The sequence below is a fragment of the Marinobacter sp. DY40_1A1 genome, from assembly GCF_016597815.1.
GTDB classification, from domain to species: domain Bacteria; phylum Pseudomonadota; class Gammaproteobacteria; order Pseudomonadales; family Oleiphilaceae; genus Marinobacter; species Marinobacter xiaoshiensis.
Genome location: NZ_VCHA01000009.1, coordinates 21,226 through 46,661 on the forward strand (window position 1 = coordinate 21,226; position 25,436 = coordinate 46,661).

General features: G+C 53.9%; 21 protein-coding genes. 9 read left to right on the forward strand and 12 right to left on the reverse strand.

The annotated features are described in order from the left end of the window. Positions 1 to 6: 6 nt before the first annotated feature. The 5 genes from FFI61_RS17245 to FFI61_RS17265 form a co-directional block, all read right to left on the reverse strand. Positions 7 to 240, reverse strand: coding sequence for a glutaredoxin family protein (locus FFI61_RS17245; RefSeq protein WP_200371867.1), 234 nt, complete (start codon positions 238 to 240; stop codon positions 7 to 9). Then, the gene (locus FFI61_RS17250) at positions 240 to 989 is read right to left on the reverse strand and encodes a YciK family oxidoreductase (protein WP_200371868.1); all 750 of its coding nucleotides are present in this window, start codon (positions 987 to 989) and stop codon (positions 240 to 242) included. The genes FFI61_RS17245 and FFI61_RS17250 overlap by 1 nt, the downstream gene beginning before the upstream one ends. 63 nt (positions 990 to 1,052) lie before the next feature. Continuing rightward, complete coding sequence (locus FFI61_RS17255; RefSeq protein WP_200204036.1) at positions 1,053 to 1,715, reverse strand: HAD family hydrolase; 663 nt, start codon at positions 1,713 to 1,715, stop codon at positions 1,053 to 1,055. Then, entirely contained in the window at positions 1,705 to 2,421 is a 717-nt protein-coding gene (gene ubiG, locus FFI61_RS17260) for a bifunctional 2-polyprenyl-6-hydroxyphenol methylase/3-demethylubiquinol 3-O-methyltransferase UbiG (protein WP_200204038.1), read from the reverse strand. Before ubiG ends, FFI61_RS17255 begins: the two co-directional genes overlap by 11 nt. A gap of 35 nt (positions 2,422 to 2,456) precedes the next feature. Further along, positions 2,457 to 3,797 (reverse strand): TRZ/ATZ family hydrolase, encoded by a 1,341-nt coding sequence (locus FFI61_RS17265; RefSeq protein ID WP_200371869.1) that lies wholly within the window; start codon positions 3,795 to 3,797, stop codon positions 2,457 to 2,459. 137 nt (positions 3,798 to 3,934) lie between these two features. Between FFI61_RS17265 and mtnA the strand changes: the two genes are divergently transcribed. Next, complete coding sequence (gene mtnA / locus FFI61_RS17270) at positions 3,935 to 5,032, forward strand: S-methyl-5-thioribose-1-phosphate isomerase (RefSeq protein WP_200371870.1); 1,098 nt, start codon at positions 3,935 to 3,937, stop codon at positions 5,030 to 5,032. Here the strand turns inward: mtnA and FFI61_RS17275 are convergent. The 4 genes from FFI61_RS17275 to FFI61_RS17290 all read right to left on the reverse strand — a co-directional run bounded on the left by FFI61_RS17275 (position 5,021) and on the right by FFI61_RS17290 (position 11,703). Then, complete coding sequence (locus FFI61_RS17275; protein WP_227715035.1) at positions 5,021 to 5,818, reverse strand: helix-turn-helix domain-containing protein; 798 nt, start codon at positions 5,816 to 5,818, stop codon at positions 5,021 to 5,023. The two genes, mtnA and FFI61_RS17275, sit on opposite strands and share 12 nt — an antisense overlap. Further along, positions 5,818 to 7,989 (reverse strand): carboxy terminal-processing peptidase, encoded by a 2,172-nt coding sequence (locus FFI61_RS17280; protein WP_200204045.1) that lies wholly within the window; start codon positions 7,987 to 7,989, stop codon positions 5,818 to 5,820. Before FFI61_RS17280 ends, FFI61_RS17275 begins: the two co-directional genes overlap by 1 nt. 322 nt (positions 7,990 to 8,311) lie before the next feature. Next, positions 8,312 to 10,462: a 3-hydroxyacyl-CoA dehydrogenase NAD-binding domain-containing protein gene (locus FFI61_RS17285; RefSeq protein ID WP_200371871.1), complete on the reverse strand. Its 2,151-nt coding sequence runs from the start codon at positions 10,460 to 10,462 to the stop codon at positions 8,312 to 8,314. Positions 10,463 to 10,494: 32 nt separating this feature from the next. Beyond that, positions 10,495 to 11,703 (reverse strand): acetyl-CoA C-acetyltransferase, encoded by a 1,209-nt coding sequence (locus FFI61_RS17290; protein ID WP_200204050.1) that lies wholly within the window; start codon positions 11,701 to 11,703, stop codon positions 10,495 to 10,497. Positions 11,704 to 11,912: 209 nt separating this feature from the next. On the opposite strand from FFI61_RS17290, the gene FFI61_RS17295 reads away from it, so the two are divergent. Further along, complete coding sequence (locus FFI61_RS17295) at positions 11,913 to 12,176, forward strand: late competence development ComFB family protein (protein WP_200204052.1); 264 nt, start codon at positions 11,913 to 11,915, stop codon at positions 12,174 to 12,176. A gap of 12 nt (positions 12,177 to 12,188) precedes the next feature. Here the strand turns inward: FFI61_RS17295 and FFI61_RS17300 are convergent, their stop codons facing one another. Beyond that, positions 12,189 to 14,648: a DUF349 domain-containing protein gene (locus tag FFI61_RS17300; RefSeq protein ID WP_200371872.1), complete on the reverse strand. Its 2,460-nt coding sequence runs from the start codon at positions 14,646 to 14,648 to the stop codon at positions 12,189 to 12,191. Positions 14,649 to 14,847: 199 nt separating this feature from the next. Between FFI61_RS17300 and FFI61_RS17305 the strand changes: the two genes are divergently transcribed. Beyond that, positions 14,848 to 15,333 (forward strand): regulatory protein RecX, encoded by a 486-nt coding sequence (locus tag FFI61_RS17305; RefSeq protein ID WP_200371873.1) that lies wholly within the window; start codon positions 14,848 to 14,850, stop codon positions 15,331 to 15,333. Positions 15,334 to 15,336: 3 nt separating this feature from the next. Here the strand turns inward: FFI61_RS17305 and mltF are convergent, their stop codons facing one another. Continuing rightward, positions 15,337 to 16,848, reverse strand: coding sequence for a membrane-bound lytic murein transglycosylase MltF (gene mltF / locus FFI61_RS17310; protein ID WP_413785042.1), 1,512 nt, complete (start codon positions 16,846 to 16,848; stop codon positions 15,337 to 15,339). 289 nt (positions 16,849 to 17,137) lie between these two features. On the opposite strand from mltF, the gene purL reads away from it, so the two are divergent. Both purL and FFI61_RS17320 read left to right on the forward strand, forming a co-directional pair. After that, positions 17,138 to 21,043, forward strand: a complete 3,906-nt coding sequence (purL, locus tag FFI61_RS17315; protein ID WP_200371875.1) for a phosphoribosylformylglycinamidine synthase — start codon at positions 17,138 to 17,140, stop codon at positions 21,041 to 21,043. 422 nt (positions 21,044 to 21,465) lie between these two features. Continuing rightward, entirely contained in the window at positions 21,466 to 21,777 is a 312-nt protein-coding gene (locus tag FFI61_RS17320; protein ID WP_200371876.1) for a YqfO family protein, read from the forward strand. Here FFI61_RS17320 and FFI61_RS17325 read toward each other — a convergent pair. Further along, positions 21,772 to 22,335, reverse strand: coding sequence for an NUDIX hydrolase (locus FFI61_RS17325; RefSeq protein WP_200204064.1), 564 nt, complete (start codon positions 22,333 to 22,335; stop codon positions 21,772 to 21,774). The genes FFI61_RS17320 and FFI61_RS17325 overlap by 6 nt on opposite strands. A gap of 96 nt (positions 22,336 to 22,431) precedes the next feature. Here FFI61_RS17325 and FFI61_RS17330 point away from each other — a divergent pair, with 96 nt between their 5' ends. Genes FFI61_RS17330 through purT form a run of 4 tightly spaced genes read left to right on the forward strand, consistent with a single transcriptional unit; the run spans position 22,432 to position 25,000 of the window. Beyond that, on the forward strand, positions 22,432 to 23,013 hold the full coding sequence (locus FFI61_RS17330) for an NUDIX hydrolase (protein ID WP_200371877.1): 582 nt from the start codon (positions 22,432 to 22,434) through the stop codon (positions 23,011 to 23,013). 13 nt (positions 23,014 to 23,026) lie between these two features. Next, positions 23,027 to 23,554: a gamma carbonic anhydrase family protein gene (locus tag FFI61_RS17335; protein WP_200204068.1), complete on the forward strand. Its 528-nt coding sequence runs from the start codon at positions 23,027 to 23,029 to the stop codon at positions 23,552 to 23,554. A 12-nt stretch (positions 23,555 to 23,566) separates the two neighbouring features. Then, positions 23,567 to 23,749, forward strand: a complete 183-nt coding sequence (locus FFI61_RS17340; RefSeq protein WP_200204070.1) for a DUF1289 domain-containing protein — start codon at positions 23,567 to 23,569, stop codon at positions 23,747 to 23,749. 54 nt (positions 23,750 to 23,803) lie between these two features. Continuing rightward, positions 23,804 to 25,000 (forward strand): formate-dependent phosphoribosylglycinamide formyltransferase, encoded by a 1,197-nt coding sequence (purT, locus tag FFI61_RS17345; protein WP_227715036.1) that lies wholly within the window; start codon positions 23,804 to 23,806, stop codon positions 24,998 to 25,000. The last annotated feature ends 436 nt before the right edge of the window (positions 25,001 to 25,436 follow it).

Sequence of the window (25,436 nt, forward strand, 5' to 3'; positions counted from 1 at the left end):
AATTCCTCATTGCAGAAACGTGAGTAACTGTTCCCGGGTAAATGGCCAGTTGAGTTCGCGCCCGGTATCCTTGCGCCGGAGCACGGGGATTCGTGTACCGTAACGCTCTACCAACTCTTCTGATTGCGCAATATCCACCACATCCACCGGTATCGGTACGGGCATGGGAGTGCTGATCAGCAGGGCTTCGGCCAGATCACACAGATGACATTGGGACGTAGTATAAAAAAGCAGTTCCATTATTTGGGCTGGGCGTCCAGTTTCTGGCCATTAATGCCCGCGCTGTCACTGCCCATCAGATACAGATAAACAGGCATCAGTTCTTCCGGTGCCGGGTTCTGCTGCGGATTTTCTGCCGGGTAGGCATGGGCTCGCATATTCGTTCTTGTTGCACCGGGGTTCAGGCTATTAACACGTACATTGTTATGTTTGTCGCCCAACTCGTCGGCTAGCAACTGGCTCAGACCTTCGACTGCAAATTTGGAGACCGCATAGGCACCCCAGTAGGCTCGCGCCTGACGGCCAACACCAGAGGACGTGAAGATAACCGAGGCAGCATCGGATTTGCGCAGCAGGGGAATCATTGCCCTGCTCATCAGAAACGGTGCCGTGGCGTTTACATGCATGACCTTGTTCCAGATTTCCGGGTCGTACATTTCCACCGGGCTGCGGTCACCCAGGATTCCGGCGTTGTGGAGAAGGCCATCGAGCTTGCCGAAGTTGTCTTCCAGAGTCATCGCCAGTTCTTCGTAATCTTTTACAGCGGCGCCCTCGAAGTTCATGGGCACGATAGCCGGCTTAGGGTGGCCGGCCGCCTCGATTTCGTCGTAGACCGATTCCAGCTTGCTCAGAGTTCGGCCAACAAGGATGACAGTGGCGCCATGAGCTGCATAGGTTTTTGCGGCGGTACGGCCGATTCCGCTGCCCGCACCGGTAACCAGAATAATGCGGTCTTTCAGAAGATCAGCGGGTGCCTGGTAATCTTGCATAACCTGTCTCCGTAGCAGACTGGGAGTTCATCAGAGTTTAAAAATGCTCGTTCTAGCAGCGCGCTATTGTAACAGCTTTGCGAGATCGTTCACGGTGTCAGCGATCATGTCGGCTTGCCACAGGTCAACGGTTTCCGGCTCTTCGATATACCCATATCGCACGGCGATGGTTTTCATGCGGGCATTGCGACCGGCCACTATGTCTCGTTCGTGATCGCCCACATAAACTGCCTGCTCAGGTTCTGCACCAATTTGCTGGCACGCAAGAAACAGGGATTCCGGATGAGGCTTGCGATCGGTGACATGATCCGGGCATACCAGCGACGCGCAGCGCTTGGCCAGACCAAGGGCCTGAATCAGGGGGGCGGCGAAACGTACCGGTTTGTTGGTTACGATTCCCCAGGGAATTCCTCGCTGCTCCAACGACTCAAGCAAAGAATCCATGCCTTCAAAAAGGCGGGTTTCAACGGCAACGCCCGCTTCGTAAAGATCCAGAAAGGCGGTGTGTTTGGCAAGGTAACCCGGATGTTCAGGCTCCAGCCCAAAGCCTACACGCACCATGGCCCGGGCTCCGTTGGAAACGGATCGGCGTATGTGCTCTGCTGGAAGCGCCGGGAGCCCCTCCATTTGGCGCAGTTCGTTCAGGCAACGAATGAAATCCGGCGCTGTATCGATCAGAGTGCCGTCCAGATCAAACAGAACGGTTGATAGTTGCTCAGTCTTCACGGGTATCCCTGGCGTGCATCAGGTAGTTTACGTCCACATCCCGGCCCAGCTTGTAGGAGCGGGTAATTGGGTTGTAGGTCATGCCGGTAAGCTCGCGCACATCCAGGCCGGCATGGCGCAGGTGGTCTGACATTTCTGAGGGCCGGATGAACTTCTTCCACTCGTGCGTGCCCTTGGGCAGCATGTTCAGCACGTACTCGGCACCCACAATGGCAAACAGGAAGGATTTGGGATTCCGGTTGATGGTTGATACAAACAGGTGCCCACCGGGCTTTAGCAGTGCAGAGCAGGCTTTGATAACAGAGGCCGGGTCAGGCACATGCTCCAGCATTTCCAAGCAGGTAACGGCATCGTACTGGCCTGCGTGTTCCGGATCGCGGGCCAGTTCTTCCACGGTGATTTGCTTGTAGTCCACCTTGATTCCGCTTTCCAGGCCGTGCAATCGCGCTACAGCCAAGGGTGCTTCGCCCATGTCTATGCCGGTTACATGGGCGCCGCGCAGAGCCATGCCTTCAGATAGCAATCCGCCGCCACAGCCAATGTCTGCCACCCGCTTACCCGCGAGGGAGACGCGTTCATCGATGTAGTTGAGGCGCAACGGGTTAATGTCGTGGAGAGGCTTGAACTCGCTGGTGGGGTCCCACCAGCGGCTAGCCAAGGCTTCAAACTTGGCAATCTCGTTACGGTCAACGTTCTGGTTTGTCATTGTGTGCTCTACCTGATCAATCTATCGAAATATGGTTAGACAGCCTGTTGCTCGCGGATCTTATCAGCCCATTCTTCTACGCGGAGCATGAGGTCCGGCACGTCAATACGCGTCAGTTTGCCATCCTGTACCTGAGGTACGCCGTTAATCCAGCTATGGGTTACCGCGCGGCCGTGGTTGCTGTACACAAGATGAGACGCAGGGTCGTAAACCGGCTGAATAAAAGGATCGCTCAGGTCGATGGCAATAATGTCTGCCAGCTTGCCCGCCACCAACGAACCCAGTTCGTGCTCCCGTCCGAGTGCTTTTGCGCCATTGAGCGTGGCCATTTGCAGTGCCTGATGAGCAGAAAGTGCTGCGGCATCATTGGCAACGACCTTGGCTATCATAGCGGCTGTTCGGGCTTCACCGAACAGATCCAGATCATTATTGCTGGCGGCACCGTCTGTGCCTATGGCGAGATTAATGCCGCGTTCCATGAGATTGTGAACCGGGCAAAGCCCGCTGGCGAGTTTGAGGTTGGATTCGGGGCAGTGGATAACATGCGTGCCGGAATCCGCAAGCAAAGCAATGTCTGAGTCGCTGACCTGGGTCATGTGAACACACTGGGTTTTAACGCCCAGAACGCCAAGTTTCGCAAGCCGTTTGATTGGGCGTTGCCCATGCTTTTCCTCAGCCTCTGTTACTTCGAATTCGGTTTCATGCAGGTGAAGCTGAATGCGAGCGCCGGTTTTTTCCGAGAGGGCGACAGCGCGGCTCAGTGGTTCGTCAGATACAGTATAGGGCGCATGAGGGCCAATGGCGGGCATGATGTAGGTGTCGCCTTTCCACGCATTGATCAGTGCTTCGCCTTTGCTCAGGTAGTCATCTGGCCCCGCGCCCCATACGGTGGGGAAGTCCAGAAGAGGGAAACAGATTTGCGCGCGCATGCCGGTATCATGAGCCATCTGGGCCACAATCTCTGGGAAAAAATACATATCTGAAAATGTTGTTGTGCCGGTTCGCAGCATTTCCGCCATGGCCAGCTGTGTGCCGTCGGCAATGAACTGTTCACTCACAAAACGGCCTTCTGCAGGCCAGATATGGTCGTTAAGCCAGGTCATCAAGGGGAGATCATCCGCCATGCCCCGAAACAGCGACATAGCCGCATGGCCATGCATATTGATTAGCCCGGGCATAACCACATGGTTGGGAAGGTTGATGGTCTCTCGCGTATGAAACTCGCGATCTGCCTGTGCCGTGGGCAACACAGCCGCAATCCGGCAGCCCTGAATAATAACGGCCTGATGCTCAAGCACCACTCCGCAGGGTTCAATTGGAATCAGCCAGCGAGCATTGATGCGAATATCGGCTGCGGTGATAGTATCTGCCGTCATTAACCCTACCTTGCAGTGCCGGCGACGAATGGGATTGTGCCCGTAGAAGTGCACAAGTGCGCCGAACGATAAAATGTAGCCCGGAAGTATAACCGTTATACTGCCCGTTTTCAGCGTTGTGAAAGCGGAGCCAGACGATGAATAATCCCAAAGAATCCCCTTCTTTACATACCCCTTGTTCTGATCCGCGATCGGCAGGCACGGTTGCCCTTCGGTGGCAGGGGGCCAGACTGGAATTACTGGATCAGCGGCTGTTACCAGCTCAGGAACACTGGATAACCCTGGAGACCGCAGCCGGTGTCGCGCAAAGCATTCACGACATGGTGGTGCGCGGAGCCCCGGCGATCGGTATCAGTGCCGCATATGGGGTAGCACTGGCTGCCCGGAAGGCTGAAGGCGACGACTGGCAAACTGAGGTCAAAATGGCTATCCGGGAGTTAGCGGCTTCAAGGCCAACGGCTGTGAATCTGTTCTGGGCCTTGCAGCGAATGGAACGGGTGCTTGAGGGCTGTGCAGCTCTGGATGAAGCCCGGCAGCGGCTGGAGCGTGAAGCCGTTGCTATTCACGAGGAAGATCTTGCAGCAAACCTCGCCATGGCAGATCACGCCCTCGAAGCAATGGGGCTTTCTTCTGGCAACCCTTCACCTGTTTCGGTTCTTACCCACTGCAACACAGGCGCGCTTGCAACTGGAGGCTACGGCACCGCATTGGGCGTTATCCGCCGGCTGCATGAGAAACAGCTGCTAAAACAAGTGTACGCGGATGAAACGAGGCCCTGGCTGCAGGGTAGCCGCCTTACTGCGTGGGAATTAGTGCGGGATGGTATCCCGGTAACTCTGAATGCGGATGGCGCAGCGGCAGCGATTCTTGCAGCGGGTGAGGTACGGTGGATCATCGTGGGTGCCGACCGGATTACCGCTAATGGCGATGTGGCCAACAAAATTGGCACCTACAGCCTTGCGGTATTGGCACGGCATCACAAGGTCGGATTTATGGTTGTGGCACCCTCCAGCACCGTGGATATGGCGTTGAAATCAGGTGCAGAAATCCCGATTGAAGAGCGGGACGGCAAAGAGGTTCGAGAGATAAGAGGCATTGCACTGGCACCGGAAGGCGTGCCTGTGTTCAACCCGGTGTTCGATGTAACGCCTGCAAACCTGATTGATCTGATCGTAACGGAAAAAGGCGTGGTTCAGAATCCGGGTGCTTCAGGAATGCACGGGCTATTTGGCTGAGGGTTTTTTTCCGGTGGCGGCTTTGCTGCTGTCTGGCAGTTCGCTGCTTTGCTTTGCAAGGCTCTCCCGCAGCTCCGCCACCTGCTTTTCCTGATCTTCTGCAAAGTGCAGTGACATCTCGAAACTCTGCCGTGTGAAATCCAGAACCTTACGAAAGCCTTCATCCGAGAGCGTTCGTGCCGAGTCATGCCGGCGGAAGATATTGATGAACTCCCGTTCCCGCTCAAACTGCAAGGGGACTCTTGCCACACCCCAGTCATTCAGGATTTGCCAAACTTCCGGGTTGTAGTTCCGGGTGGTTCGCATAATAAACGGGATGGGGTCATTCCGCGCGATGAGGGCGGTCAAACGTAGAATAAGCTCAAAGGAGAGGGTTGCCGTGCCGTTCTCTATGGCTTCAAGAACGGACTTGTCACGGAGGTCGAGGGCTTCACTCATTTCCGAGAGTGTCAGCCCGGCTACTTCACGAATATCCTTGAGAGACTGCCCGGCTACCAGCATGGCCCGGAGTTGGTCCTGGGAATTGATCAGTGCTCGACCTACCCGCAAAGACGTGTCCGTAGCGCGAGCGCCGAAGCGGAAGGCCGATCCGGTGAGGCTGGCAAGGCGGTCAATAATGCCTTCAGGCGCTTTTTCCGAAGCAGGCGCTGCCGGTTTGCGCAGCACATCCACTTCTTCCTGGGAGCGCATGGCGTGCAGCGCATCCAGCAGCATATCCTGCATGGCTCGCGCTTTGTGCTGACGCTCCTGGTCGTTGGCTACCGGTTTGTCAGCTTTCTGGCCCATTACAGTGCTTCCGCCTGAGCAGCAAACTGCTGTGGGGTAAGAATGGAGGCCATGCGCTTATCCAGCTCCAGCATATCCGCCATGATGTCACCGCCTTCGCGAATCACGAAGTCGAGCTCTTCATCGGTAGACCCGAGATCTGCAGCTTGCTGATCTTGCCAGTCTTCAAGCTCTTCCAGAGACTCAAAAGGCTCGTCGCCACGCAGTTCCCGGCGAGCATTGGCAATGGTCAGCCGGGTTCGCTCTATTTGCTCTTGCTGAACGGTGCGCTCATCCAGATTAAGACTCACGGTTTCCCTCTGGCGCTGTTCATTCAGGAAGTCGATTTCCTGCTGCAGGAGCCTGAAATCCGGGCTCTTGGCAAAACGATCGTCATGGCGCTTGCGGAGCTCTTCAATAATGCCGCTGAAATCGAAGTAGCGGGTATGGGGGACTGCGTCGATCTGATCCCAGGGCAGGGCATGATCCAGCGCGTCTTCACCAATACGGGTTTTATCGATACGGGAAGGAATCTCTATATCCGGAATCACGCCTTTGTGCTGGGTGGACCCGCCAGATACCCGATAGAATTTTGATTGGGTAATTTTCAGCTGCCCATGGTTAAGAGGGCGAACGGCCTGCACCGTGCCCTTGCCAAAGGTTTGTGAGCCAACTACCAGGCCGCGGCCATAATCCTGAATCGCACCCGCAAAAATCTCGGAAGCCGAGGCGCTCATACGGTTGGTTAGCACGACCAGAGGCCCATCGTAGGCAACGGAGGCATCGTCGTCATTGAGAACCTGAACTTCGTTGCTCGAGTTGCGAATCTGCACGGTTGGGCCAGTGTCGATGAACAGACCAACCAGATCATTCGCCTCGTGCAAGGCACCGCCGCCATTATTGCGCAAATCCATTACCAGGCCATCGACTCCTTCCTGCTGGAGTTCTGCAATAAGCTTCCGCACGTCACGGGTCGTGCTCTTGTAATTGGGGTCACCGGCCTGCATGGCGCGGAAATCAGCATAGAATGTGGGAATGGTAATCACCCCGACAGTGTATTTCTGGCCATTGCGATCAAGTTCGATGGTGTCTTTACTGGCGCTTTGCTCTTCCAGCTTCACTTCATCGCGGTTGATGGAGATGGATTTGGTCAGGGTTTCATCACTTGAGCTGGCAGGAACGACTTCCAGTGTTACCACTGAATTGCGTGGGCCCCGAATGAGGTCGACCACTTCATCCAGTCGCCATCCGATCACGTTAACCGGTTTTTCATTTTCTTGGGCAACGGAAACAATTCTGTCGGCGGGCTTGAGCTGTCCTTGCTTGGATGCAGGGCCGCCGGGAACCAGCCTGACTACTTTGGTGTACTCGTTGTCCGCCTGCAGAACCGCACCGATACCTTCAAGGGAAAGGCTCATATTAATGTTGAAGTTTTCAGAAGTGCGCGGTGAAAAATAGGAAGTGTGCGGGTCCCACATTCCGGCAAAAGCATTCATGTATGCCTGGAAAGCATCCTCGCTACGGGCCTGATAGGCGCGCTTCAACTGGCCTTCGTAGCGGCGCTGGAGCGTATCGATTATATCATCGTCGTCGGCACCGTTAAGCCGTTGGGCCAATACGGCGTTTTTGATGCGCTTGACCCATAGGGCATCCAGTGCCTGCCGGTCTGGCTCCCACTCGGCTTCTGAACGATCAAGCAGGATGGTCTCATTGGTGGTGAAGTCCAGCTTTTCGATGCCATCGTCAAGGGTTTCCAGCGCGAATTGCAGGCGCTCGATAATCCGCTGTTGAACCAGGTTGTAGATATCAAAACCTGGCTGCAGTTGGCCGGTTTTGAGGGCAGATCCCAGTCGGTTTCTGACTTTGCTCATCGTCTCAATGTCGCCGCCGGTCAAATAGACTCGTTGGCCGTCGAGATAGTTCAGATAAGCGTCGAACACATCGCCAGAAAGCTTGTCGCTGATGCCCAGGTCGCGGAAATGGGTGAACTGCAGTTGCCTGGCAATAAGAATATTGGCGCGCGCTTGGTCAATCGTTGGTGCAACCGGGGTATAAACCTCCGGTTCGACCGCTTTCGCCTGAGCACTGAAAGGTGCTGAGAGCAGCAGGGCGACGGTAAGCGCTTTGCATACACCCATCCGGCCGGCTTTGAACGGTGCGCGACGAACAGATGTTTTTTCCGCGGTGGTCATAGATAGATACCTGACGATGCTGGGTACCTGCCAGACAGATCTGGAACCGGTTAACCCGTGGGCTGATTGATTTATTGTAGGCAAGGGCTACACCCGTTGCTATAGGTATGACGTATCGGTTCGTGACAATCTGTCCATGACTCGGCCTTTTTTAGCCATAAAAGCACCGGGAATCAAAAGAGTAGAGGAGGATATTTGCGAGCTGGGGGTGATGGTCAGTGGAACATGGTGCCACGTGAACATGGGCACGCTGAGGGATTTGTATGGGTATTTACAGGTAGAGCGTGCGGCGGAGGACAGTGTCCTCCGCCGCGCGGCACCTTCAAACGAAGGGCTTTTCCTGCTCCGCGTGCTCAAGCAGCAGCGCGGGTGGTGCAAATCGCTCACCGTAAGCTGCAGCCAGCTCTTTGGCTCTTTCTGCGAAAGCTCTCACACCATACTGGTTAATGAACTGTATGGAGCCGCCTGTCCAGGGTGCATAGCCGATACCGAAGATACTGCCAATGTTGGCATCTTCCACGGTGCGCAGCACGCCTTCTTCCAGGCAGCGAACTGTTTCAATGGCCTGAATGAACAGAATCCGGTCTTTCAGTTCCTGCAGCTCCACCTTGCGAGCTTTTTCTTTGTCCACATAGAGAGTTTCAAGCTCTGGCCACAGGTACTTTTTGCCTTTGGCGGGGTACTCGTAGAAACCGGCACCGGCAGCCTTGCCTGGGCGGCCATGGTCGTTAACCATCTGGTCAATGATCGCTTCTGCAGGGTGGGGCTTCCATGTACCGCCGGCAGCTTCCGTATCCTTTTTACTTTGGCTGCGAACGAGGTGCATCAGAGTCATGCTGACTTCATCGGAAATGGTCAGCGGGCCGACAGGCATGCCTGCAAGCAAGCCGGCATTCTCGATGCTTGAGGGGTGAATACCCTCGCCAAGCATACAGATTCCTTCGTTAACAAAGGTGCCGAAAACTCGGGATGTGAAAAAGCCGCGGCTGTCGTTCACAACCACCGGTGTTTTGCCGATTTGCTGAACATAGTCGAACGCTCTTGCTAGCGTCTCGTCTGACGTCTTTTCGCCAACAATGATTTCCACCAGCGGCATTTTGTCTACAGGCGAGAAAAAGTGCAGCCCGATAAAGTTCTCTGGCTTGGCGGAAGCTTCGGCCAGTTGGGTAATGGGAATAGTGGAGGTGTTGGATGCGAAAATGCCGTTGCTGACCAGCTTCGGTTCAGCCTCGGCGGTAACCTTGGCTTTCAGATCGCTGTCCTCAAACACAGCCTCAATCACAAGATCGCAACCTTCGAGGTCGCTAGCAGAGTCTGTAGCCTTGATTCGGCCCAGGATTTCCGCTTTCTTCTCTTCGGTCATGCGGCCACGGCTAACTTGTTTGGCCAGCAGGTTTTCGGAGTAGCTTTTGCCTTTTTCAGCGCCTTCGACAGTGACGTCTTTAAGCACCACCTCTATACCGCGGATAGCGGTGGAGTAAGCGATACCAGCGCCCATCATTCCTGCGCCCAGTACACCCACCTTTTTAAAGGTTTCTTTCTCTACCCCTTCAGGACGGCTTCCGCCTGAATTAATATCATTCAGCTGGAACCAGAAGGTGCCCGTCATGTTCTTGGCAACCTGGCCAATCACCAGTTCAGCAAAATAGCGGGTTTCAATCAGGCTGCCGCTATCGAAGTCTACCTGGGCACCTTCAACGGCTGCTGCCAGGATGCACTCGGGCGCGGGGTAGCAGCCTTTGGTCTTCTGCTTCAGCATGGCCGGTACAATTGGCAGCTTCTGTGCCATTGCAGGGTGGTGAGGTGCGCCACCTGGCATTTTGTAGCCTTTCTGATCCCAGGGCTGCTGGCACTTGGGGTTGGCATCGATAAACGCACGAGCCTTGGCCATCATGTCTTCAGGGGAGTCGGCTAGCTCGTCAATAATGCCTGCTTTCAAGGCGGCAGATGGGCGCAGTTTTTTGCCTTCCATCAGCAGCGGGAATGCCGCTTCAAGGCCAATCATACGGGGCAAGCGCTGAGTGCCACCACCGCCTGGCAGCAGGCCCAGTGAGACTTCTGGAAGACCCAGCTGAATGCTGTTGTTGTTCAGCACAACTCGGTGGTGGCATGCCAGGGCAATTTCGAAGCCGCCCCCCAGCGCAGTACCGTTGATGGCTGCTACAACAGGCTTGCCACAAGTCTCCAGTGCGCGCATCTGGGCCTTCATGCCGTTGACCATGTCTTCAAAGTACTGGGCATCGTCACGGGTGACTTTGTGAATTTCATTCAGGTCGCCGCCGGCAAAAAAGGTTTTCTTGGCAGAAGTAACAATGATGCCTCGAATGTTTTCCAGATCGCCTTGAACTTTGGCAACAGTCTCATCAAGGGCTTCCCGGAATGCCGCATTCATGGTGTTTGCGGACTGGCCCGGCATATCAATGGTAAGGGTCAGAATCTGATCTGAACCCAGTTCATAACGGATGGCACTCATAATCGGTTCTCCTATTAGAAAAAGTGTGGGGTTCAGACTCGCTCAATGATGGTGGCTATGCCCATGCCGCCGCCGACGCATAGCGTCGCCAGACCAAAGCGCAAATCACGGCGCTCCAGTTCGTCCAGCAGAGTGCCCACAATCATTGCGCCCGTGGCGCCGAGAGGGTGGCCCATGGCGATTGCACCGCCGTTAACGTTCACTTTTTCATCCGGAACCGAAAGTTCCTTCTGGAAGCGCATTACCACGGAGGCAAAGGCTTCGTTAACTTCAAACAGGTCGATCTGGTCAACAGTCATGCCTGCCTTCTCTAACGCTTTTAGCGATGCCGGGGCAGGACCGGTCAGCATGATGGTGGGATCAGTGCTGGTGACAGCGGTGGCAACGATGCGGGCTCGGGGTTTCAGGCCCAAGGCTTTACCCTTGGCTTCACTACCGATCAGCAGTCCAGTTGCACCATCTACCATGCCAGAAGAGTTACCGGCATGGTGCACGTGATTAATTGTCTCTACATAGTGATATTTTTCACGAGCCACACTGTTAAAGCCCATTTCTCCCATCATCTGGAAAGAGGGTCTGAGGCCAGAAAGAGACTCAAGGGTGGTGTCACCGCGAACGTGCTCATCGCGATCAAGAATTACGACGCCATTTTGGTCGGTAACAGGAACGATAGACTTGGCAAAGTAGCCGTTCTTCCAGGCATTCGCCGCTTTTTGCTGGGATTTGACTGCGAAGGCGTCGACGTCTTCACGGCTAAAGCCTTCCAGGGTGGCAATAAGGTCGGCGCCAATCCCCTGAGGCATGAAGCCTGTGTGCATGTTGGTGTGCGGGTCCATAGCCCAGGCGCCGCCATCAGAACCCATAGGAATGCGGGACATGGACTCCACACCGCCGGCAACAACCAGGTCTTCCCAGCCGGAGCGGACTTTCATGGCCGCCAGGTTAACGGCTTCGAGGCCGGATGCGCAGAATCGGTTGAGGGTAACGCCAGCGACTTTCTCATCCCAGTCAGCCGCGAGTGCTGCTGTTTTGGCGATATCAGCACCTTGGTCGCCAACGGCGGTAACGCAACCGAGAACAATATCGTCTACCTGAGAGGTATCGAGATTATTTCTCTCTTGCAGCGCATTGAGCACAGTGGTCAATAACGTAATGGGTTTTACACTGTGCAGTGATCCGTCTTTCTTGCCACGCCCTCTGGGAGTGCGGACCGCATCGAAGATATACGCCTCGGTGGTCATTGCTTGTCCTCTGGTGTTTATTGCTTGGGGATTTACTTTCGAGAAACGTCACCATATCCCTTTGATAGCTATGTGGGTAATGACGCCACCTGCCAATCGCGTTGGCAAAATTGCTCAGAGGTAGTGACAGGCGAGGCTGCGACTTCTATGTTTAGGGTTGGGTCAGAGGTTTTGCGGATGCTCAAAATGGGCTTAAGGGGTGCAACGCCATGTCTTTCAGTAATGCTATCGACAATTTTTACGAACGCTTGGTGATGGATGCAATTGAGGCGACGAGGGAGCCGGGGGACACTGCAGATTTTTTGACTGATGTTATGTGTGTGGCCTTGAACCGGCTGCCTTCCCGATACTACCGGCACACCATCGATATGATGTTCTATTTGGCGGACGAAGAACTCAGAGGTATGAAAGACAACTCCCTGGCAGCCGTCAAGAATGCCAGGGAGTTTGTAAGGGAGCATCAGCGAGAGTGAAGCTCTCGAGGCTTAACTTGCAATCAGGCTATCCAGTGCCCTATTCAAGCGGTTTGCCAGCGCCGGATCGGCTCCTTCGTCAGGGGCCTTGAGGCACCAGCCTGCGACAAGGCCCTCTATGCTTTGCAAGGCATTGTCCGCTTTTTCCATGGAGCCCATGCCTTCGGCCAGCCGCTGGACCTGAATTTCCATACGTTTTGTCTGTTCTGCATCCGGAGAGGGTATGCCGGCAAGAATCTCTGCGCGAATAACGATTTCCTGGTCTTCCAATTCGCCCGCAGTCCCCGCAAGTGCTGCCCACCTATCTGGCAAAGCACCCGTGTCCAGATCGCCGTCTGCGCGTGCTAACACGAGAGCCTGCCATTCTGCGATGCCTGCTTTGAGCTTCTGTGCTGCAACCGCTTGGGTCAATCGTTGCTTTTCTTGCTGAATCTGTTCCCTTACTGCTGCTGACGTCTGAGCGGCATCAATGCTGCGAAGATCCGCAATGGCTTTTTCCAGCGACTGCTCATCCTGACCAGAACCGACACTCGCAACCTGATGCAGCAAGGCTTCCGCTGCTGAATCGGCCTCTTTTGCCGCGAGTTCCTGTTCCGTACGCTGGGCTTCCCGGCGCGCAAAGATTTCATCGCAGGCCTTACGGAACGCCTGCCACAACTTGCGGTCTTCGCGGTGACGGGTAATACCAACCGCTTTCCAGTCTGACTGCAGTGCTTTTGCCTTGTTCATGGCCTCTTGCAACGGTTCGTGGGCTGTCAAAGCCTGTGCCTGTTCAACAATCGCCAGCTTCAGGGCTTCATTCTTTTGACGCTCTTGTTCGATAGGTGCTTCAAGCTTTTTCAGGAGGTCATCGAACTGCTTCTGCACCTGCCGGTTATCCCGGAATTCCACCGGCCAGGCAGATTTCCATTCCTGGCGGGCGGTTTGAAGAATATGCTCGACGGCCTTCCAGTCTATGCTGTTCCAGTCTGCGCCGTTTACAAAAAGCTCCAACTCGGCGCAGATCGTTTTGCGCTTATCCAGGTTCGCCTGTTTCAGGCCTGACTTGGCTTTGAAGTAGGCTTTGCAGGGCTCATATGCTTTGTCGGAGGCCTGTTTGAAACGTGCCCACAAGATGCGATCTGATGACCCGCCCAGTTCCCGCCATTCTTTTTGAAGGTCTTTTATGCGCTCGGATTTAGCTTCTGGTTCCATGGACTGTTCGGCCAGATACTCCATCTGTTCACACAGAGCTATCTGTTTGGGTTCAGTGGCAAATCCTTGCCAATCCGTTAGCTCCCGGAGCTGGCCAGTGAGCAGTTGTACTCGAGGCTGAAACCCCTTGCTATGGCGGTGGTCAAGGGATTTCAATTGCTGTTGGGCGGTTTTCAGGAGTTCACGGGAACTCTTGAGGCGCTTGGCTTCGAGGGCTTCTTCCAGTTGATCCAGCGTGGCTTTCAGGTTTTCCGACGACACCTGTTGCTGCTTGTTATCCTCGCTGGTCTTTGCCGGAGCCTTGGGCTTGCCGGCCAGCTTGCGTGCGGGTTCCAGCATGTCTGGGGCAGGGAAGCCTTGAGGCCAATTAATCTCAGCAAGGATATCTGACGCGCGCTTCTGGTCTTCAGGGGTTGCCTCCTGAATATTGGTCTCCGAGATGGCAATCAGTGATTCTTTTGTCTGGGTGATATGGCGGACTGCGCTGGTGTAATTGCGGAGCGCCATCATCGACATTTCATAGGATTTCTGTTGCTGCTTGTCTACGTGAGTCTCACGGGTAGCCTCCAGCCAGCGGTTTTCCTGTGTTTTCTGGAGTGCGTCCAGTGATGCAAGTGACGCGAGATTGTCTGTAGGTTGTTGCCGGAGATCATTCAGAGTTTGCGCAATCAGTTCCAGGGTTTCGTCGCGCTGAAGTCGCTGCTCAATTTCGAGTTTTTCTGCATCCTGCGCTGCTTTTACCTCGGCTAGCCGCTCTCTGCAGCGGTGTACGGACTTAAGGAAATCGTTTGTCTGATCGAGTGTCGCGCTGCCCTCTACCTTCGCCCACTGGTTGAGAAGTGTTTCCAGGCGGGCTTCGAACAGGCTGGTGTCGTCGCTTTTAGCCTGATCGTGGGCATTACGGATCAGTGTCGAGATAGTGTCCGAAATGGCATCCTTTATGGCCTGTTCTTGCCTGATAGACTGCAGCTTTTGCCGTACTAGCTGATACACGCCCTTATCGCGGCTTTTGGCCTGCTTTTGTACGCGCTGCAGGAGATCGCCATCCTGCACGAGGTCGGCGGCCCTAAGTCGAATGTCTGCTGTTGAACCCTCAATGGCGAGGTTTGCCGCAATTTCCTGGCTCGGTGTGCCCTGCAGCATTTGTAGCTGCTCTTCCCTTAACTCTGCGCGTTTGTCCTCTACTGGCTCTGCCGGAGGGTGCGGGCGATCTGGCGCTTTGCGGCCCGATACGACAGGTTTGCGGGATTTGAACAGTTTCTGGAGGAATGCAGCCATGACGTTATCCTTAGGGATTGAAACCAGTCTGCGGTGTCGGGCAAAGTAAGCCGGCACCGGCCATCGGCTCTCGTAAATTCAGGTTTAGAGTGCCGGACACGTTTGTCGCAGCTTCGGGTATTGAAAGCCAAAAATCTGCGTCGACATTATAAAATCGGAGCTAGTCTAGCGTTTTGTGAGCGTTTGCGGGAAGGGTTGAATGGCAAAACAGGAAAATAGCGACGAACAGGAATACAAAGCGCGGTCGGTGGCGCTGAGGTTGCTTGCTCGGCGAGAGCACAGCCGGCAGGAGTTGGCGCTGAAATTACGTCAGCGGAAGCTTGAAGCTTCTATCATCTCATTGGTTTTGGACGACTATGAAAGCGAAGGTTGGTTGGATGACAACCGGTTTGCGGATGTCTATTCCCGCCAACGAATTGATCTGGGGTATGGTCCCTTGAAAGTGCTTGCTGAGTTGCAGCAACGTGGTATCCATCAGGCGCCGGCCTGCGTCGACGAGCTTGCTGATGCGGATTGGATCCGAAATGCGCTTTTGCTGAGGGAGAAGCGTTTCGGGCTGTCGGATCTTGGCGATGACTGGGGTGAAAGGCTGCGGCAAGCCCGGTTTCTCACTCGTCGGGGGTTCACGGCCAGCCAGGTAGAGCGCGTGTTGGAAGTCAGTGATGCGGCTGATCTTGGCTTTTAGGTGCTAAAGCGTTGGCGGTATCATTCCAAGCTCAGGGGGTAGGCTAGCTCTCATGCCTGCTCCGTCTCCTGCCAGCTCTCTTGAAGAGTTTTCATTTGCGCTCTGTTCCAGACCAACAAATGGGGAGGCCGAGGCAGCTATGCTTTCCGTAGGCTCCATCATCCGGGCGAGCACGTCGTAGTACCTGCGGATATTCTGCACATAGAGAACGGGCTCATGGCCGCGGGCATACCCGTAGCGTGTCTGTTTGTACCACTCTTTTTGGGCAAGTAGTGGCAAGAATTCTTTTACATCCATCCAGCGGTCGGGGTTTTTACCGGCATTTTCGGTAAGCCTGCGGGCATCCTCAAGGTGTCCGTAGCCAACATTGTAGGATGCCAGAGCGAACCAGGTGCGATCGGGCTCTGCTATACGCTCGGGAATTCTCCGGTGCACCATTCGGAAGTATTTGGCACCACCCTGGATGCTCTCTTCCGCGTCCAGTCGATTGTTGATGCCAATGTAGTTTGCGGTGTTGCGCGTGAGCATCATCAGCCCGCGGACCCCGGTCGGGGAAACTGCATTAGGGCGCCAGTGTGATTCCTGGTAGCCAATAGCTGCGAGCAGTCGCCAGTCCATATTAAATATGGCGGCGTTATCTCTGAAAAGAGACTCATATGTAGGCAGTCGGTTTTCCACATGATGCATGAAGGTGCGGGCACCGACATAGTTCAGGTGATCCAGGTGGCCATAAAAACGCTCTGAAAGCTGAGCGGTGATGCCGTTAGCCTGCATTTTTTCGATAAATGCTTTCGCTGCATTCACCAACGAGTCGTCCTGGCTCGCCGGAAGTAACCATGCCAGTTCGCTGGCATCGCCAAGTGCAAACGCTTGTTTGACCTGGGGAAAAAAGACGTGGTTCAGCTCCAGTTCATTGGATGAGACTACGGCGTAGGAGAGCTCGCCAGTTTCAACGCGCGCAAGAATACCGGCAGCGTCCAGCCCCGGGTGAACCTGCCAGGATACGCCTGGTGCACTGTTCGTATGGGCTTGAAGCTGATACTCATGATTGCTGTCAGGCACCAGGTGAAGCAGCTGCCCCGCCAGGTCAGCGAGTGATTCGGGCCGCTCCACATCGCGATTATAAACAACGACTGATTGCGCCATGATGCCGGTAGGGAGTGTCTTGTACTGGCCTTCAAAAAGCGGTTGCGCTGAAAGGCCTGCCAGCCCGATGTGTGCAAAATCACGGGAAAGTACGGAAAGAATTTCGGTGTTATCTTCTGCAACCCGGAGGCGGAGCTCGACTCCCAATTCGTCGGCAAAGAGTTTGGCCAGTTCGTAATCATAGCCTGTGGGGCCTTCACGCCCCTCGTAATAGATAGAAGGCGCAACCCGGGTAATAACGTGCAGAACTCCCTCGTTACGGATTTCCTGCAGGGTGCTCGGCTGGCTGCACCCGGCGAGAGCGAGCAGGGCCAGTGTGCAGGCGAGGAACGATCTGTAAGCCGTTGCTGCATTGTATACAGTCAGAATTCTTGGCAAGTCCCTGTTCTCCGTTACCGCTGGATCAACGGGATGCGCCCAAACAGGCTGGCGGCATCCGGTGTCTTGGTGCGTGTGGTCTCCATGTCCACTAGCTAATGATCCCTGTTGCAGCCAAAGGGGTCAATCAGGCTGATCAATTACTGCGCAAAATAATGTCAAATCTATGCGAATCGAATAAGCTTCCCAGCGCTGTATCCCGGCAGAGCTTTCAAGTATCATATGCGCCTTCTCAGAATGCACCCGGACTTCCCCGTTTCGCGCGATACAGGTTGATATCATGCTTGAACTTCGCGGCGCTCCCGCGCTTTCACCATTTCGTTCCCATAAACTGTACGCCAGAATTCAGGCCATTGTGCCTGAGATTGAGCATGTTTATGCCGAGTTTATGCACTTTGTGGATCTGGAGGGCGTGCTTTCTGATTCCGAGCAGGCCATCCTTGATCGGCTGCTGACTTATGGCCCCAGCGTACCCGCTGAAGAGCCAGATGGTGTGCTTTTTCTCGTTGTGCCGCGCCCGGGAACCTTGTCTCCCTGGTCCAGTAAGGCAACGGATATTGCGCGCAACTGCGGTTTGCGACAGATTCAGCGCATAGAGCGCGGCACGGCCTTCTATATCAAATCGAGTAAAAAGCTTGGTCTCGACCAGCGCGAGAAGGTTGCAGCGCTGCTGCATGATCGCATGACCCAGACAGTCTTCCATGAAATGGGTGGTGCACAGTTGCTGTTCAATCGAGAAGAGCCGCGCCCTCTGGAGCGAGTTTCAGTATTGGCTGGCGGTCGAGCTGCGCTGGTAGAAGCAAACAGACGCCTCGGGCTTGCGCTGGCCGATGACGAAATCGATTATCTTGTGAAGTCCTTTGTCTGCCTCGAGCGGGATCCTACCGATGTAGAACTCATGATGTTTGCTCAGGCAAACTCTGAGCATTGCCGCCACAAAATATTCAATGCCTCCTGGGATATTGACGGTGAGGGCCAGGAAAAGTCGCTGTTTGCCATGATTCGTAACACCTATGAGATGAACAGCGAAGGTGTGCTCTCTGCCTATAAGGATAACGCTTCGGTTATTCAGGGAAGTCGAGGTGGTCGTTTCTTCCCGGATCCGGTAACAGGTATTTACGAATATAATCAGGAAGACATCCACATTCTTATGAAGGTGGAGACCCATAACCACCCAACGGCCATTGCCCCTGCGGCTGGCGCGGCAACCGGCTCCGGCGGTGAAATCCGCGATGAGGGCGCAACCGGTCGCGGTTCCAAACCGAAGGCGGGGTTGACGGGGTTCACCGTCTCCAACCTCAACATGCCAGATGATCCCCAGCCCTGGGAAATCAATTACGGCAAGCCTGAGCGGATAGCCTCCGCTCTGGATATCATGATTGAAGGCCCCATTGGCGGCGCCGCATTCAATAACGAGTTTGGCCGCCCCAATATCGCAGGCTATTTCCGTACATTTGAAGAGAAAGTTGCCGGCCCTGCGGGTGATGAAGTACGGGGCTACCACAAGCCCATCATGATCGCCGGTGGCCTTGGAAATATCCGCGCAGAACATGTTGAAAAAGGTGAGATACCTGTAGGCGCCAAACTCATTGTGTTGGGTGGCCCTTCCATGCTTATCGGTCTTGGAGGCAGTGCTGCCTCCTCTATGGACTCCGGCTCCAGTAACGAGAACCTCGACTTTGCATCCGTGCAGCGTGACAACCCGGAAATGGAACGGCGTTGTCAGGAAGTGATCGACCGCTGCTGGCAGATGGGCGAGCAAAACCCGCTCTGCTTCATCCATGACGTTGGCGCCGGTGGTCTTTCTAACGCCATGCCTGAATTGGTGAAGGACGGCGGCCGTGGCGGAAAGTTTGAGTTGCGGGATATTCCCAGCGATGAGCCTGGTATGTCGCCATTGGAAATCTGGTGTAACGAGTCTCAGGAACGGTATGTCATGGCGGTGGCTCCCGAAAATCTGGAGCTTTTCGACGCGCTGTGTCGTCGTGAGCGCTGCCCGTATGCCGTGATTGGAGAGGCGACGGAAGCCCATCATCTCGAGTTGAGCGATTCCTATTTTAACGACAAGCCTGTTGATCTTCCGATGGATGTGCTTTTCGGTAAGCCGCCCCGTATGCACCGGAGTATTAACAGAACATCGTTCAGCAAGCCGTTGTTTGACTCCACCCAGATTGATCTGAATGAGGCCATTCGCAGAGTTCTGAGGCTGCCTTCAGTGGGCTCCAAGAGCTTCCTGATCACCATAGGTGACCGCACGATTACCGGGCTTGTTGCTCGGGACCAGATGGTTGGTCCATGGCAGGTGCCTGTCAGTGATGTTGCGGTTACGGCAAGCTCTTTTGATGTTCTGACGGGTGAAGCCATGGCCATGGGCGAACGTACACCGATCGCAACCATTGATGCGCCCGCATCAGGTCGGATGGCTGTAGGCGAAGCCATTACAAACCTGGCAGCAGCCGCAATTGGCAAATTATCAGACATTCGCTTGTCGGCTAACTGGATGTCAGCCGCAGGCCACCCGGGAGAGGACGAGAACCTCTACGAAACAGTTCGAGCAGTTGGCATGGAGTTGTGCCCCGAGCTGGGGATAACCATTCCTGTAGGCAAGGACTCCATGTCCATGAAGACGGTTTGGGAAGAGGATAACGGCGAACAGAAGAGTGTAACCGCGCCTCTCTCGTTGATTGTCAGTGGTTTTGCACCGGTTACCGATGTTTCTCGCACCCTTACGCCCCAGTTGATAACGGATGCTGGAGACACAGATCTGATTCTTGTGGATCTGGGCGCTGGGCAGAATCGGTTAGGTGGGTCGGCTTTGGCTCAAGTTTACCGTCAGGTCGGAGCTGTGGCACCTGATCTCGACGATCCGGAAGATATCAAAGCTTTTTTTGCTGTTATTCAGGGATTGAACGCCGACGACAAGCTACTGGCCTATCACGACCGCTCTGATGGCGGATTGTTTGTGACTCTTGCTGAAATGAGTTTTGCCGGCCGCACCGGTATAGATATCAAACTGGATGGATTGACAGACGACGCCAGTCAGATTGTCCGCGAGTTGTTCAATGAAGAATTGGGCGCAGTTATTCAGGTGCGCAGGGATGATACGGATTTCGTTCTACAGCAGTTTTCAGCGGCTGGCTTGGGGGACCACGTCAGTGTTGTGGGCACATTGAGTGATCAGGATCGCCTGCGATTGTCCTTTGAAGGTGAAATGGTTGCAGATGATGCGCGAGTGGATCTACAGCGCCTGTGGTCTGAGACCAGTTATCGCATTCAGTCCCTGAGGGATAACGCAGATTGTGCGCAGGAAGAGTTTGATAATCTGCTTGATGCGGATAACCCTGGGCTTCATGCCGAGCTCACCTATGATGTGAACGAGGATGTTGCTGCGCCTTATATCAACAAGGGAATTCGCCCGAGAGTTGCTGTCTTGCGTGAGCAGGGTGTTAACGGGCAGGTTGAGATGGCCGCTGCATTTGATAGGGCTGGTTTTGAGTCTGTCGATGTGCACATGAGCGATCTGCTATCCGGACGAGTGAATCTCGAGACGTTTAATAGTCTCGTGGCTTGTGGCGGGTTCTCATACGGGGATGTGCTGGGTGCCGGTGAAGGTTGGGCAAAGTCCATTCTGTTCAACGACCGTGTTCGTGATCAGTTTGCCGCTTTCTTCAACCGCCAGGACACTCTCGCGCTGGGTGTTTGTAATGGTTGCCAGATGTTGTCCAATCTGCACGAATTGATTCCGGGCAGCGAAGGCTGGCCACGTTTCGTTCGTAACCAGTCGGAGCAGTTCGAGGCACGGTTGGCGATGGTTGAAGTAATGTCGTCACCTTCAGCATTCCTGGAAGAAATGGCAGGTTCGCGTATGCCAATAGCGGTCGCTCATGGTGAAGGGCGGGTAGAGTTTTCCGGTAGTGCTTCTGCTTCAGAGCTCGCAGAAAGTGAGCGGGTAGTGCTACGCTTCGTGGATAACCGGGGTCAGGCGACGATGCGTTATCCTTATAATCCAAATGGCTCGCAAGATGGCATAGCGGGGGCAACTACTCGGGATGGTCGTATTACCATTATGATGCCTCACCCTGAACGAGTGTTCCGCGCTGCCCAACACTCATGGCGACCCGCGGATTGGCAGGAAGACGGTTCCTGGATTCGCATGTTCCGAAATGCCAGACGCTGGTTTAGCTGATGGACTGATCGGTTGAAAGACTGGAAAACCGGCTTTGGTGAGCCTCAAAAGGGAGGGCTTTCCGGAGCCGGTTTTTTTGTGCCTGAATTTTGAGTGTTTTGGGTTTATCAAGCGAATAATGCGGATATATTGGAAAAAAACTCCTTGACTCATTATGTTTATGCACATTGCGAGCTAAGTCTTGTGCATTCTGTGAACAATGCAGAGCGTAGGCGTTCAGTGTTTGTACAAAAGCTGTAACCCATTGAAATGTAGCGGTTTAATGAATCAGGTGAATTTGTCGCCAATTTAACGGGAGTGCAGTAATTACGGGGTTTATAGAGGTGTTCCCCAAAACTTTCCCCAGAGTTATCCACAGAATCTGTGGGTAAGTGTCTAAACCATTAATCTGTACAAAAAATATCCTGCTCAAAGGAGGTTTCATGTATAAAATATGCTATTTCGTGCCGGAGACACATTTGGAAAAAACCAAACAGGCACTCTTCGATATCGGGGCAGGGCGCATAGGGGATTACGATTCGTGCGCCTGGCAGTGCAGGGGGCAGGGACAGTTCCGCCCTCTTGAGGGTAGCAATCCTTTTTTGGGGGAAAGTGGGGCGCTGAAGGTTGTGGATGAGTTCAAGGTAGAGCTGGTTTGCACCGATGAACTAATCCGTAAAGCGGTTGCGGCGCTCAAGCAGGCCCATCCCTATGAAGAGCCTGCTTACGAGATTTATCGCATGGAAATATTATAGATCGTCTTTGCTTCGGGTCGCGGCGATAGGGCGCCGGATATCACGTATGTGCACACCGAAAGAGTCGTTCTTCAGGTCATCCAGAAACAGTTCCAGGGTTTTTCGCACAGTCGGGAAGGAAATATCGCCCCAGGGAATTTCGTCCACAGCAAACAGGCGGGTTTCAAGGGACTCCTCACCAGCACCAAAGTTCCCGTTTTTTAGTGTCGCGCGATAGAACATGTGAACCTGGTTTATGTGCGGAACATCGATAATGGAATAAAGGCCGTCTATATTAACTTCGGCCAGTGCCTCTTCCAGCGTCTCGCGCTCGGCCGCTTCAACGGTTGTTTCGGCATTTTCCATGTATCCCGCCGGAAGGGTCCAGTACCCGTAGCGAGGTTCAATTGCTCGACGGCAAAGAAGGATCTTTCCCTCCCATACTGGCACTGTACCCGCGATGATGCGTGGGTTTTGATAGTGTATTGTGCTGCAGTTGATGCACACATAGCGGTGGCGGTTGTCGCCTTCGGGGATGCGCTGTTTAACCGGATGGCCGCATGTGCTGCAGTACTTCATATTTTTCCCCGTATACTTGAATTCAGCGAATGTTAAGTTTAATGATCGTTGCTACTGCTGTCTCATTCAACACCAGATTTGTTCAGGAGTTCCGGTTTGCGTGATTTACTTGTACAGCGTTTAACGGGCTATGCGCCTCAGAAGCTCGATCTGAACTATACCGAAGCAGGCATCCTTGTGCCGGTTACTGACGATCTTGGTAATCCTGAAATGATATTTACGCTGCGTTCTACAAATTTGAGCACTCACCGCGGTCAGGTTGCCTACCCCGGGGGGAAGCGGGATCCCGGAGATTTATCGTTGGCCGCGACGGCGCTGCGGGAAACCCATGAAGAGATTGGTCTGCCACCAGATCAGGTGGAAATCATTTCACCGCTGAGCCAAGTGATGTCACGTCACGGGATACTTGTCTCTCCTTACGTTGGTGTTGTGCCTGTGGAGTATCCGTTGGAACCAAATCCCGGCGAGATTGATAGCGTCTTTCGAGTGCCTCTTTCTTTCTTTCTGGAAGACAGGCGCGAACGTACAGATGCGATACCGTTTCAGGACCAAACAATTCATGTGCCTTGTTATCGGTGGGAGCGATATCAAATCTGGGGCTTGTCTGCTGTGGTTCTGGTCGATTTTTTAAATGCTGTGTACGATGCTGATATCGATTTGCTCAAACCCCGAACATAATAAGGAAAATAGAATGCTCTATGAGTTGGATGGCCGTGCCCCGGTGTTGAAAGGCAGTAGTCAGTTTGTAGCAGACAATGCGACGGTGATTGGCAATGTGGAGCTTCACGAAAAAAGTAGTGTCTGGTTCAACGTGGTGATCCGTGGAGATAACGAGCTTATTACGATTGGACCAGAGACAAACGTTCAGGATGGCTCTGTTCTCCACACGGATCCGGGTATCCCGCTGACGCTAGGGCGGGGTGTTACAGTTGGTCATAAAACCATGCTTCACGGTTGTGAGGTTGGGGACTATTCACTGATCGGTATCAATGCGGTTGTTTTGAATGGTGCCAAGATCGGAAAGTACTGCCTTATTGGTGCGAACACCCTTATCCCTGAAGGAATGGTTGTTCCGGACGGCTCATTGGTGGTTGGGTCGCCGGGAAAAATCAAAAGGGAACTCACCGAGCAACAAAAGAAGATGCTCGAACTCAGTGCCGCGCACTATGTACACAATGCAAGCCGTTATATGAAAAGCTTGAAGCCTGTAAAAAACTGAGATGAATTTGTTATGGCTGTTGAGGATAAAGTTCGATCGCCCTGCGTGAGTATATGCGCTCTTGATGAGCGGGATGTATGTATAGGGTGTCAGCGCACCAGTGATGAGATCCTGAGCTGGACATCAATGACCAACTGCGAGCGTAAAGCTGTGCTTGTGAAAGTCGCTGAGCGGGAGCGGGAAGTGGCGCTTTAACTGAACGCAAAAAGGATGCCTGAGAGATTTCAGGTACTTGCAGGAGGATCTGGTTTGAATGAAGTAGGGAATGTAACGCTGGGCACGCCACTTAAAGCAAACGCTTTTAAGGTATTGCTGTGTGGCTCAGGTGAGCTTGGCAAAGAAGTGGCGATAGAGTTGCAGAGGTATGGGGTTGAGGTAATTGCAGCAGACCGTTACCCGAACGCCCCCGCCATGCAGGTGGCTCATCGTAGCCACGTAATAGATATGTTGGATGCGCAGGCTTTAAGGAACATAGTCGAGATTGAAGAACCCGACCTCATTGTGCCCGAAATCGAAGCCATTGCGACAGCTGAATTGATCAAGCTTGAGCAGGAAGGTTATAGGGTAATACCTTCCGCAAGGGCAGCCCACCTGACTATGAACAGGGAAGGGATTCGGCGCCTGGCTGCAGAAGAGCTGGGAGTGAAAACGTCGCCTTACCGGTTTGTTGACACAAAAGAGGCATTCCTGGAAGCGGTTGAGGCGATAGGAATGCCCCTCGTTGTTAAGCCGGTAATGAGTTCCTCTGGTAAAGGGCAGAGTACGGTTAGCGATGAAAGTGAGATTGACGCCGCTTGGGAGTACGCGCAAACAGGCGGTCGTGCGGGAAAGGGTAGGGTTATTGTTGAAGGCTTTGTGACCTTTGATTATGAAATAACCCTGCTGACCGTCAGGCACTCCGGCGGCGTTAGCTTCTGCGAGCCTATAGGGCACCGCCAGGAAGAGGGCGATTACCGTGAATCCTGGCAGCCGCAGCCCATGTCGGCTAAAGCACTGGAGCGTTCGCGTGACGTTGCTTTAAAAATCACCGAGAATCTGGGTGGCTATGGGGTATACGGAGTGGAGTTGTTCATACGCGGGGACGACGTGTATTTCTCAGAGGTGTCTCCCCGGCCCCATGATACTGGTCTTGTTACGCTGGTATCTCAGGATTTGTCGGAGTTTGCTTTGCATGCAAGAGCCATACTCGGATTGCCGGTTCCGGTTATTCGGCAGCAGGGTCCTTCTGCGTCAGCAGTAATTTTGCCAGAAGGGAATTCCTCATCTGTAGCCTTCAGCGGGTTGAGCGTAGCGCTTGCAGAGCCGGATGTGCAGTTAAGGCTTTTTGGTAAGCCTGAACTCGTGGGGCGTCGGCGGATGGGTGTTGCTCTGGCACAAGGGGCCACTATAGAAGAGGCAAAGGCCAAAGCAATCGCTGCAGTTAGGGCGGTCGAGGTTCGTCTGTAAGCGGGATGATAAGGCCCCGGTTCATCTATGAAAGTGCTAAAGTGGACCTTGAGATCGGCGTGACAGGGATAAAGTCATAAAAAGTTGCATTGCACCGTTGACACCCGCGCCAAGCTCTGTAGAATGCGCATCTCTTTCGAGGAGAGCACAGTTGAGAGGCTTCCCGAGCAAAGAGTAACCACTTGAATAAATTGAAGATTTTTAAATGCTTTCTTCGAGCAAGTGGTTGACAAGATGAGTAAACGCTGTAGAATGGCTCATCTAGTTTAAGAAGTGACAGTTTGATTCGAAAAGGTTCATTTTTAACTTCTCTCGAATTAAACGGTTGACAAGGCGGCGAGACGATGTAGAATACGCCACCTTGATTGAGCAACGGCTCAAACGCTCTTTAACAAATTGACCAAGTAATTCGTGTGGGCGCTGGCTGGAGTATTTC